At 43.0% G+C, this 12,379-nt stretch carries 6 protein-coding genes; 4 read left to right on the top strand and 2 right to left on the bottom strand.

Annotated elements, in window-relative coordinates; genetic code table 11:
• Positions 1-368: 368 nt before the first annotated feature.
• From zwf to CAL6303_RS08460, 3 genes are all read left to right on the top strand, one after another.
• Positions 369-1,898: a glucose-6-phosphate dehydrogenase gene (gene zwf / locus CAL6303_RS08470; RefSeq protein WP_015197428.1), complete on the top strand. Its 1,530-nt coding sequence runs from the start codon at positions 369-371 to the stop codon at positions 1,896-1,898.
• Between the two features lie 251 nt (positions 1,899-2,149).
• On the top strand, positions 2,150-3,517 hold the full coding sequence (gene opcA / locus CAL6303_RS08465) for a glucose-6-phosphate dehydrogenase assembly protein OpcA (protein WP_015197427.1): 1,368 nt from the start codon (positions 2,150-2,152) through the stop codon (positions 3,515-3,517).
• Between the two features lie 894 nt (positions 3,518-4,411).
• Positions 4,412-6,223: a bifunctional serine/threonine-protein kinase/formylglycine-generating enzyme family protein gene (locus CAL6303_RS08460; protein WP_015197426.1), complete on the top strand. Its 1,812-nt coding sequence runs from the start codon at positions 4,412-4,414 to the stop codon at positions 6,221-6,223.
• A gap of 217 nt (positions 6,224-6,440) precedes the next feature.
• Here the strand turns inward: CAL6303_RS08460 and CAL6303_RS08455 are convergent, their stop codons facing one another.
• Positions 6,441-7,415 carry a DUF1517 domain-containing protein gene (locus CAL6303_RS08455; RefSeq protein WP_015197425.1) on the bottom strand — a complete coding sequence of 325 codons (975 nt, stop codon included), beginning with the start codon at positions 7,413-7,415 and terminating at the stop codon, positions 6,441-6,443.
• A gap of 603 nt (positions 7,416-8,018) precedes the next feature.
• Positions 8,019-11,447: a ribonucleoside-triphosphate reductase, adenosylcobalamin-dependent gene (nrdJ, locus tag CAL6303_RS08450; RefSeq protein WP_041739284.1), complete on the bottom strand. Its 3,429-nt coding sequence runs from the start codon at positions 11,445-11,447 to the stop codon at positions 8,019-8,021.
• Between the two features lie 261 nt (positions 11,448-11,708).
• Between nrdJ and CAL6303_RS08445 the strand changes: the two genes are divergently transcribed.
• The gene (locus tag CAL6303_RS08445; RefSeq protein WP_015197423.1) at positions 11,709-12,290 is read left to right on the top strand and encodes a DUF3611 family protein; all 582 of its coding nucleotides are present in this window, start codon (positions 11,709-11,711) and stop codon (positions 12,288-12,290) included.
• Positions 12,291-12,379 lie beyond the last annotated feature (89 nt).

Here is a 12,379-nt window from a genome sequence, read left to right as displayed (position 1 = left end):
GACAACCTTTTTGTCTATTTGCAATGGTTGGTTTATTTCCGCTGACCTGTACTAGTAAATGAAGGCATAATTTTCTGTTTCCTGTTGTCCGTACCCTGTACTGCCAAGTCGTGGGTATTGAGATCCTCGACTTCTTGAAGAAGCCGGGGATCTACACATGTTCCTTATCAGCAATAGTCAATCTTAATGATCTTATTAGATCCTTGGAGTAACAGAATAACTCTTTAGAAGGCAAAGTTAAGTTATTGTCGCCAATGTAAAACCTGTTGGTGATTAATCGATCGTTAAAGATTAGCGCTTAAGCTGGAAAAACTGGCACTCAGCATCTAAAATCACACAAATCAACAATCTAAAAATCCAAAATCGTTATGGTAAGTTTGCTCGAAAATCCCTTGCGGGTCGGTCTGCAACAACAGGGAATGCCCGAACCTCAAATCATCGTCATCTTCGGTGCTTCCGGAGATTTGACGTGGCGTAAACTTGTGCCATCACTGTACAAACTTCGCAAAGAACGGCGCATTCCCCCAGAAACTACAATAGTTGGTGTTGCTCGTCGTGATTGGAGTCACGAGTATTTCCGCGAACAAATGCGGAAAGGTATGGAGGAAGCCCATGGAGGTGTACATCCAGAGGAACTGTGGCAAGATTTTTCCCAGGGTTTATTTTATTGTTCTGGTAACACTGATAATCCTGAAGATTATCAAAAGTTGCGGAATCTTTTGACAGAATTGGATGAGAAACGGGGAACAAGGGGAAACCGAATGTTTTACCTTTCTCTCTCTCCATCGTTGTTCCCTGAAGCCATTAAGCAGTTAGGAACTGCGGGGATGTTGGATGATTCTGATAAACATCGCTTGGTAATTGAGAAGCCATTTGGTCGGGATTTGGCATCAGCCAAAAGTCTCAACCTAATTGTGCAGAAGTATTGCAAAGAAAATCAAGTTTACCGGATTGACCACTATTTAGGTAAAGATACCGTTCAAAACCTGTTGGTATTTAGGTTTGCGAACGCAATTTTTGAGCCTTTGTGGAATCGTCGGTTTGTGGATCACGTCCAAATTACCGTGGCGGAAACCGTCGGTGTTGAGGATCGAGCAGGTTATTATGAATCTTCTGGTGCATTGCGAGATATGTTGCAAAATCACCTCATGCAACTTTATTGTATGACCGCAATGGAAGCGCCCAATGTAATGGATGCTGAAAGTATCCGGACTGAAAAAGTTAAGGTGCTTCAAGCTACCCGATTGGCAGATGTAAATAATTTAGATTTATCGGCAATCCGTGGTCAATATAGTGCTGGGTGGATGAAGGGCAAAGCGGTGCCAGGTTATCGTGAAGAACCTGGAGTGAATCCTGGATCAACTACACCCACTTTTGTGGCGATGAAATTTGTCATCGATAACTGGCGCTGGCAAGGTGTTCCTTTTTATCTAAGAACAGGTAAGCGGATGCCGAAAAAAGTCAGTGAAATTTCAATCCATTTTCGTGAAGTTCCCTCACGGATTTTCAAATCGGCGGCACAACAGGTCAATGCTAACGTGCTAACTATGCGAATTCAGCCTAATGAAGGGATTTCGCTGCGGTTTGAGGTGAAAATGCCGGGGGCAGATTTCCGCACCCGTTCGGTGGATATGGATTTTAGCTATGGTTCCTTTGGGATTGAAGCGACTTCTGATGCCTACGATCGCCTGTTTCTAGATTGTATGATGGGAGATCAGACCTTATTTACAAGGGGTGATGAAGTTGAAGCAGCATGGCAGGTTGTCACACCAGCTTTGAGCGTTTGGGATACACCTTCCGACCCAACGTTGGTTCCTCGCTATGAAGCAGGTACGTGGGAACCCGTAGAGGCAGAGTTATTAATTAACCGTGATGGTCGGCGCTGGCGCAGACTTTAAACAGTGAGCAGTTATCAGTTAACAGTTATCAGGTATAAAGAGAGATGCGTAGCTTGCTGCTTGCAGAAGCCACTATGTCGTAAGACGACATGCTACGCTACGTGTCTACCCCCAGGGTAATATCTCGTCTCTACATTCTTTTCAGCCTTGATTATGTTTCAAATGATCGGGTTTTAAGTTGTTAACTTTGATAACTGATGACTGATAACTGATTTGTGAAGCAGACTCAAATTTTACTACTATAAACAAATATGGTTTCTCAAGCTCCAACTATTTTCTCATTGCAAACGCCCAAGGATATCTCGCTGACGGAAATTGAAGCGGAATTGGGTCAAATTTGGCAAAGTTATGGTATTTCGGGTGAAGATGGGACTTTGCCCGCTGCAACCCGTGCTACGACTTTTTCACTGGTGATTTATGAACCAGAGGAAACTCAGCAACTTTTGGCGGTTTTAGGTTTTTATAAAGGTCCAATTGATGGTATTTTGGGACCTCAAACTGATGCAGCTTTGCGAGATGCTCAAAAAGCATATGGTTTGCCAGAAACTGGAACTACAACACCCGATACTTTGACGGTGCTACGGGGAGAGGCTGCTAAGGGTCGAGCCAGTGGTAAGTTAAATACTACAAATTCTTATGGTTCGGATGCTAAAAGCCCCCGGATTGCCGATGAAATTGCTTTGCGTAATCCTTGTCGGATTGTGACTTTGTTGCCGACGGTGGAAGATGATCAAGGTGTCAAAGCTCAGGTTGCGGCTTATTGCCCAATTCAGAAGCAATCTTCTAGTACGCTGATTTGTTGTGAATATATCACTTTGAGCGGGAATGCGATCGCATTAGAACGCATCGGAGGGATGATTCCCGCTTTATTAATTGGTGGATTGCCTAAGTTCCTTTGGTGGAAGGCAACTCCAGATCCCAATAATCCTTTGTTTAAGCGGTTGGCTGGGGTTTGCAATAATGTAATTGTGGATTCTTGTAATTTCAACAATCCAGAAGGTGATTTACTCAGCTTGCAAGAATTGGTGGAAGTTGGTGTTCCTTTGGCTGATTTAAACTGGCGAAGATTGTCAGGATGGCAAGAATTATCTGCTGAGGCTTATGATGCACCACAACGTCGTGCGGCTTTGGGTGAAATCGATCGCATAAATATTGATTACGAAAAGGGTAGCCCAGTCCAAGCTATGTATTATTTGGGTTGGTTAGCTAGCCGCTTGGATTGGAATCCAACTTCTTACAGCTTTGAGAAGGGAGATTATGACATTGCTAAGATTAGTTTTGTGAATAAAGAACAACGTCAAATTGAGGTTGAGTTAGCTGGGGTTCCCGTAGGTGATGTGGGGGATATTCCTGGTGATTTGATCGCTTTACGTTTGAGTTCTACCAATCCTAATGCAAATTGTGGAACATTGATTTGTTCGGAAACTGGCGGTTGTATGCGGATGGAAACTCAAGGTGGTGCCCAATCTACTGGTTTATTCCAACAAGTTAGTTCACTGTCTGAACAGAAGGCAGAGGCTTTGTTGAGTCAGCAGGTACAACGCTGGGGACATGAAGCTTTGTTTGAAGCAAGTTTAGCTGTGGTGGCACAAATTCTCAAGATGGCACAAAAAGCTTAAGTTTGGTTTCAATCGCCGAATTATTAGATAGTTCGGCGATTTTTTGTAATCAAATTTATTATTTATTAATATTTGTTTCCTGAGCCTTACCCGGTATTTTTGAGTTGGCAGACTGCTAATTTCTAGTTCTTTAAATTAGTTATACCAATTCAAATAATGATTGCAGCATATCCAATGCTAGAGACGTAGCAGTGCTACGTCTCTACAAATATCTATCTGTCGCATTGTTTTTTCAAATTGGTATTAGTATTTGACCGGAAAATTTGGGATACAGAACTACGTCGTTTTAGGACTGTTTTAAGGGAATGAGTAATGGGTAAGGAAATAATTTTAATCTTCACTTATTACCTAGAGGATGTTTGGAAAGTCGTAAAGTTTACTGAAATACCTCTCTCCAAATCTCTCTCCTTGCAGGAGAGAGGCTTTGAAATACTCATTCCCTTGTAGGGAAGGGGGGTTAGGTTTCGAGGGGTTTGGTGTTTCATACAATACTTTTTAAACATCCTCTTATTATTTATTACTTATTATTTATTACTTTAGGATCAGCTACCATTCATGGCGGTGAGGATGTCAAAAATTTAAATTAGGTTTATGTGGAATTTTTGTAACTATTAAATCAAATTTTCAGTATAAATTTTTGCTGATGAAAAATTCTTGACAAGCCTAGTATTTAACAGATAGTATTCTCCATATATATATAGAAAAGGTACGCCCATATATAGCCATATTCAAGAATCCGATTATAGATGTGAAATTAATTAAAAACTTGCTCTTATCTGTCAAATTGGGCAAATTTAGATAAAATTATAACTTATTGGTTTAATTCCATACATATCGGTTTTAAAAATACTCATATTGGGGCTAACTTTGGATAAGGTACGATATCTTCCTGTTATGCGAATCTGCCAAAATCCCAATTGCTCAAGTCCATTCAATGCTGATGAGAATCGATTCTGTACAACTTGTGGACATCCTAATTTTAGTGACTTGCTACGAAATCGCTTTCAAGTATTGCGATTACTAGGGGAGGGCGGTTTTAGCCGTACCTACGCAGCTAAAGATGCAGATAGACTAGATGCCCCCTGTGTCATCAAGCAGTTTTTGCCGCAGCTACAAGGAACCTCTTCCCGTGCTAAAGCTGCCCAATTATTTAAGGAAGAAGCATTTCGCCTGTATGAATTGGGCGAAAATCACATTCAAATTCCCCGTTTGTTGGCTTATTTTGAACAGGGTGCGAGTCTATACTTAGTTCAGGAATTTATTGAAGGAAAAACACTTTTTCAAGAATTGCAGGAACAAGCATTTAGTGAATTAAAAATTCGCCAGTTACTGACAGATTTATTACCTGTACTTCACTTTATTCATTCGCGTAATGTAATTCATCGTGATATTAAGCCGGAAAATATTATTCGTCGTGAGAATGACGGCAGATTAGTATTAATTGATTTTGGAGGTGCCAAACAAATTACCCAAACTAGTCTTGCCAGACAAGCAACGGTAATTTATACAATTGGTTACGCACCCAGCGAACAAATGGCTGGATTTGCTTGTCATGCCAGTGATTTATATTCTTTGGGTGTAACATGTGTGCGCTTGCTAACACAATGTTTGCCACAACAAGATATCAATGGATATTTTTATGATCCAATTTACGATGCCATGAATGCACGATGGCGTTGGCGAGAAGTTTTGGATGAAAAAGGCTGGAGAGTTGGAGAACAGTTAGGGAATATTCTAGATAAGTTGCTGAAAAATGTTGCCCAAGAGAGATATCAATCGGCTGCGGAAGTTTTACATGATTTGAGTCTGACAGAATTGCGTAATCCTACGGCAAAAACAGAGTTCATATCAGTACCTTCGGAATTAAAGCTGTTTCCCGTCTTAAAAACCTTTGAGTTTGATGTGGTAAAGGTGAATGTGTTTGGTGTGGAGATACAACGCGATCGCTTAAGTGCTAGATACTTTATAGAAGAGTTGGGAAATAATATTTCTCTAGAGATGGTTTCTATCCCTGGAGGCTCATTTATGATGGGTTCTAAGGATAGCGAAGGTGATGCAGATGAGCGTCCTCAACATCAGGTTAATATCGAACCATTTTTTATCGGTAAATTTCCTATTTCTCAGGCACAGTGGAAGATAGCAGCGACATTGCCGAAGGTAAATTACGCTTTAAACCCCAATCCTTCCAAATTCAAAGCCCCAAATCGTCCCGTTGAAAATGTTTCTTGGCATGAAGCGCAGGAATTTTGTGCCAGAATCTCGAAACATACAGGACATAAATATCGTTTACCCAGTGAAGCCGAATGGGAATATGCTTGTCGTGCAGGAACAACCACACCTTTTCATTTTGGCGATACCCTAACTTTAGAAATTGCCAATTGTGCCAGTGGTGAAACAAATTTGAGCGAAACTCGGCATCGTAAAGAGACTACACCCGTAGGTAACTTTGAAGTTGCCAACGCTTTTGGTTTGTATGATATGCACGGTTTAGTGTGGGAATGGTGCGCTGATCCTTGGCACAATAACTATAATGGTGCCCCTACGGATGGTAGCGTGTGGGAGACAGAAGGCGATCGCAATCGGCGTGTGTTGCGCGGAGGTTCGTGGAGTTTTAGCCCGGTGTTATGTCGTAGTGCTAGTCGTAGTTGGAATGAATCGGATGGGGGATTGAGGATTTGTGGATTTAGAGTGGTGGTAGATATTTGAAGAAAAGGAGCAGGGAGCAGGGGGAGCAGGGGGAGTAGGGGGAGCAGGGGAAGCAGGGGGAGCAGGGGGAGCAGGAGCAGGGGGAGTAGGGGGGAGGGGGAGTAGGGGGAGCAGGAGCAGGGAGCAGGGAGAAAAGGGGAGATGTTTCTCTTCTTTTCTCCGACTGATATCTGTAGGGTTTAGCTAATCGCTAAAAGCTAATTGCTTTTTTTGACTCTTACACCAATCTCAAATCAGCATACTCAGCCACCAAATCATCAGATGTGAGGGTGTCACCTTCAGCTTGGGGAGTCCACAGAACTTCAATTGCTAACAATTTGTCGCTGGAAAGGCTACCAATCTGACGCAATACCTGACGTAAATCATCGGCACTGTTGACAGTGGGGAGTTCTAGTTTACCTAGAGTTGCAGCTAATAATGTGACAACTATATACTCTCCAGGACCCTCTGTAATTAGACGGGTAGGATTATCAAGTTCTCCTGAAGTTGGTAAGGCAGCTTTCGGACTTGCCCCTTTTAATTGATTATTTACATTAGAAAGGGTTTCTTCACTAAACTTACTACGTTCAGCCAACGCCAAGCGGTTAAATTCAGATTCAGCGGAAGTTAAACGTGCTTGTTGTGTACCGCTACCACCATATACCCAGTATTCGGGGTGGCGAAGTAATGCTAAACTTGCTTCTTGGATAACTTCGGTTCTACCTTCAGCAGTATTGGTATCAGCAGTTTCGGCAATGCGATTTAATTCACCTTGAAGCTCACGGGCGCTTGCCAGTAAACCTACTTGTACCTTGGTTACAGCTACAGTTGAGTTGGAATTATAACCCATATCCTCAGTAGTTTCGCCACTGGAAACACGACGAAAAGTCTGTAGAAGGAAATTAGCGATCGCAATAAAGACGAAAAGCCCTAATAAGCCACTAAAGCCACCGCCGATTCCCAAAAATGGCAACATAAAGGGGAAGCCAAATCCACCACCGGGATAGTAGCCACCGCCGCCAGGTGCATAGGTACGGGGTGCAGAATAGCCACGACTACTACTAGGAACTCGGAACGAACCACCACCGATTCTACCGCCACTACGTCCTGCTAATGCTCCATCGGCGTGACTAAATGCCAAGCTGAACACTAGAGACAGCAGTAATAAACTTTTTAAAATTGGTTTGATAGCTTGTTGTAGTTTGTTATGCATAATGCACTCGCCCAAAAATTTATCAGTTATGTTTTCCTGTCTCAGCTACGAGTGTGACGCTAGTTTGTTAACGTATCCAATGAGCTTAAGGAAATTTTAAGTTATCAGTAGCCGAGAACATTAGTTACTTCAACTACCAATGTACCGTTTCTAATATTTCTGTGCCGCTAACTCTGGAGAGATTTCTGGAGGGGATAACCGAACATATCTTATTGTGGCGCTTTTGCGACGGCTTCACAATAATTCGTAATATGCCGATAGGGCAGCCTAGACAAACTGCTGTAATATGTTTTTCTTTTTTCGCATGAAATCCCCTGCTATTTACGGCTGTACACACAAGTCGGTAAATCCCTCACTCCGCCTCTTGTTGAAAATCCCAGTCTCACAGCACAAGTCCATTTCAATGGAGTAAAAACCAAAAATATTCAGTCATCTTGCAGATGACTTTAGGTATTAGACGGCGAGCAGCGCGTTGCGGGGGTTCCCCCCGTTGTAGCGACTGCGGTGGGTTTCAACCGTTGGCGGGCGTGGGATTATAGAAAATCGAGGGAATTCAAGACTTGTCTGTACACCGTAGCTGCCCCTTCCCTCTTCTGACTCTCCTTAATTTGGGCTTTGTTCAGGCATCATGCACTTATCAGAATCACAACCAGCGGGACCAGCTTCCGACATTTCTCCTAAATCATAGCGGCTGAGAGCAGCATGAAAATCATTGGTTTGTTGTCGAGTTTTAACTTCCTGCATCAATTGTTCATATTTCTGTTTAGAAATAGGTTCAAATGGCAGACGGGGGAAGGTTTGTAAGTCATCAAACCGGGCTAAAAGGGCAGCACTCATATAACCTTCGTTGTCACGGATTGCTTCGTAAATCCGGGTTCCGAGGGTTTCGATTTCGTTTTCCCGCAGTTCGATGGTGGCAGAGGTGTTGTGAGTGACGTAGTATTTTTGCACCTGCATGTAAAAATCCATCTGTGCCATGGCATTAAATTTACTGATATCGATGGTGTCAGCACCAGGTAAATCAGCCCAAGCAACAGCGACGGGAATCTCAACTAACCATTCAGTACAGCGCGGATCGAAAGGATCATTTAGTAAGTTGCCGTTCTCGTCTTTATCAGATTGAGAAGGTACAATACTATACCCATACTCTAAACAAGCTAAGGCTACAGGGTCATTTTTGCGGCAGGTAATGCGGCGCAGAAAACGCTGTGCCTTGGGTGGGTGCCAACCGGGTGAAGCCCCTGTAAGGAGGGATTTGGTACCGCTAGGTTGGACTGTGGTGCAACGATTGGGGCGTTTGATGTGTGTAGAATTATTTATCTCGTTAATTCTGTCGCAGTATTCCCAAACTACCCGATGTACCGTTTCTTTCCATCTGGTAAGATATTCTTGCTCTTTGTGTTTAAATGCTAATCCTTGGGGTGTTTCAGGTCTACCTGCTTCCCACCACCGTAACCAATCTACACCAAAAGCGTTGACGAAGAAGTCAAATAACCCGGTGAAGGAAACGCCAACAATGGGGTCGAGTTCGCGGCTATATTGATAACGTGGTTCGATAAATTGGTGGTGTAGTAGCACAGCAACAGATAAAGCCCCAGCGGTGAATGCTTCTTCCTGTTCTTTGTAGTTGTCAGGATCGATTTGATTGAGGTGAATTTCCGCCAAGTTACAGTGGAAATTACTACCAATTATTTCTCCACAATTGTGTGCCACAAAACCATTAGCATCAAATCGTGAGGGACCAGGAACAGTGCAATCGTAAACGGCTTCTTCACCATCTGGAATGATATCAGAAACTGTGACTGCAAATCTTTCTCGGTTGATTTGGCGTTTATATCCTAATAGTAATTCTTGCAGACGCTCTGCTTTTGCGGGTTCTTGAAAACCCACGATTTCTTGAAACACCAAAATATTGTTCTTGGCAATTACCAACTCATGTTGAGCTTTGCAAAAATATTCAGCAGGTTCCCCTTGGGAATCGGGCATCAAGCGTACACCTTCTGGTCTACGATTTTGATAAATGCAAGCAGAAATACCGATGCGGAGTAACATTCGCTGAACGGCTTCTAACAAAAGTAAATTGCTTTGAGATAAGCGGATACTAATGCCTTTATCGTGATTACCTTGTACACTACCATCGGCATCAAATAAACCACGGAGAAACCCTCGGTAGAAATCATAGCTAGCTTGCTCGATTTCTGGTGTTACTGTTTTGTTTCCTGGCTTAATTCCGTAGCTGTTGGCTAATTTTGCTACATTGGCAGAGCCAATTTCATAGTATTTGTGGCGTGGATGATAGCAACCATTTAATCCTGACTGTGGGAAACCAACGGCTGTCTGAACTAAATCCAGCGCGTATGCTTTCATCTCCTCTTGGCTTTCTCCCCAGAATCGTAATTTAGCTTGGTAACTATAATTCGACTCATTAATACCGAAACAGCCATCACCGACGAAATTTCCCAACAACCAGCCTTCTTCCGATGTACCCTTTCCATCCCAAGGTTGCAGGTTGCGGTGATTGTGAATGAGAACTTGATCACCTGGTTGCAGTTCAGATACTTCAACCCATTCAGAATATTGTTTTTTCTGAGTTTGGGCTGTGACTTTCAGAACTTGGTGATTACTAGTAAGTCTGAGGCTGTAGCCTTCTTTTGTTGTCAACTTGACTACAGGTTTGACTCCAGTAAAGAAAAACCCTTCTGGTGTGGTGCTGAATAATTCGCCATTTACAAATGTACTATGTTGCTGACCAATTAAATCTTTAACCAGTCTGGCTCCATATTCTGTGTGAATCCAAGTATCAGCAGTTACACAGGGATTGAGTCCATATCTTGCCAAGCGATGCTCTAATTCTTGCTCACTCAAATTAGGGTGATGCTTTTGTAACCATTCTCCAGCTTTTCCTTGTTCATAAGCTTGGAGAAAATCAGCTTTTAATTCGGCTGTGGAAACTAAATCAATATTTGCCCTGGCAACAGCTTCTCCAGCCCATTGGATGGCACCTTCACCGCTGTAATATTGTTTGCGAACGGCGGCAATGGATTCTTCCAAGGTGGGTTTGCGATGGAAAACACGGGTATGATTTGCCATGCGTAATGCATCCCGTTCGGGGTCAATGCGCCAATTTCCTTCTGTGTCCTGCTGCCATAAATTTGACTTGGCATCCGCAAATAAATCGTCAGTGCTGCCACCTTGACGCATCCCCGCACTGCGTCTAACGTTCCCGGCAACAACCACAACGGCAGCTTCATCGATGAGTAGACAGCATTCCACTGGATTCAGCTTTCTACCCACTGCCTTGTTCAAGATTGCCGCACAACGAATGTAGAGTTCTGGTAACTTAATGGGGTTGGCAACACCACCAAATCCTTTGAGGGTTTCACCCGATTGGCGAACATCGCTGAGATCAATAGTAACTTGGACATCTCCAGTAAATCTTTCATTGGTGGAGAGTTCTAGTAAAGTTTGATACGATGTCACCCAACCTTGGCGGCTATCGCCAACGTGGATATTTACTTGATTTTCTTGAATTTGGATTTCAGTCTCTTCTCTTCGCTGTGCTTCAGGAGTTGTGCCAATTTCCCCAGCGAGAGTTACATGAATATAATTACGGATAGCTGGTAGTTTATTAGTATATTTAGGCTCTAAAACTGCACCCGTACCACAACCCATCATTGCCAAACCCATCATTAACCCAAAGGCTTTCCAGTCTTCCAGGTTGGTAGAAGTGCAATTGTAGCCGCCGGAGAAATTTTTGGGATTTTTCATCCAATCTGTTCCCCCAACCCACAACCAGCGTCCACTGGGAAGGGCTTTGAGTTGGCGTTGCATTCGTTCGATAATGGTGGCTTCCTGGGGGGTAATTTGACCCAATTCCAGGAATCCTTGGAGAGTGCGATCGCATACTTGATCCCAAGTCTCTCTTTTACCATCTTGGCGACGGCTATAAGTCCGGAAAAATACAGGATTTGCTACAGGGGCATTCTCAGGGAAGTCTACACTCTGACGTTTTCGTTCTAGCTCACGAACCATAATTCTTATATCTGACAGCTCACAGATATAAGAATATACGCTAACTAGAGGCAGCAAAGAAAGCGTTGCCAAATGACGGAACATACGCTACTCAGCCTGAAATAGTTGTGTTGTCAGTATGATAAGAATTTGTTATGGCGTTGACTGGTGTTTGGATTTGTAAATACAGCAGCACAAACAAGAAGAATTCAAAACTTAGCGCTCATAAACTAGACCAATTGCTGTAATATAATCTAGCCCCTAGCACATTGGTGATTTTGTATGTCAGAAAAGTCCGACTACCAGTCGTCATCGTCGCAAATTCAAGCGATCGCTAAATTGTTCCGACTCACAGGTTGGATTACTTTTTGGTCACAGTTGGCACTTGGTATCGTTTCTGGGGGAATTTTGTTGTTCGCTAGTATACCTCGTAACACTGGCGGTACAGTCAATAATTCTGGTGCTGGAATTGGGGTGTTTTTTGCCATCACCGGGTTGGTGGCTTTGGGAATAGGTCTTTTTATTTCCTTCCGTTATATTCGTATCGGTAGACAGTTAGATTCTGGCAACCCTAGCAATCGTCCCCGCAAAATAGAAACCGTCCAAGTTGTGCGTCTCGGACTTGTAGTGCATTTGGTGGGAATTCTCTTAACTTTGGTGGGAGCGCAGGCAATTGTCGGGATATTATTAACAAAATCCCTCACCGTTTCCCAAGTTATACCTGGAACAATTACCCAAGTTGATCCCAGTCGGGTGATTCAACCTTTGGATATTCTTGTTGTACAGGCAAATACAAATACAGTTTCGGCTCACTTTGCCGGATTACTCGGATCTATTTGGTTGCTAAACAAGATTACGAAGTGAAGAGAAGGCAGAAGAAGAAAAGGAGCAGGGGGCAGGGGGCAGGGAGAGGTTAAAATTTTAATGGTTAATAACATCTACAGTAAATTTCC

Origin of the sequence: Calothrix sp. PCC 6303, assembly GCF_000317435.1 — a bacterium.
Classification (GTDB): domain Bacteria; phylum Cyanobacteriota; class Cyanobacteriia; order Cyanobacteriales; family Nostocaceae; genus PCC-6303.
This window is presented reverse-complemented; position numbering and strand designations above follow the sequence as displayed.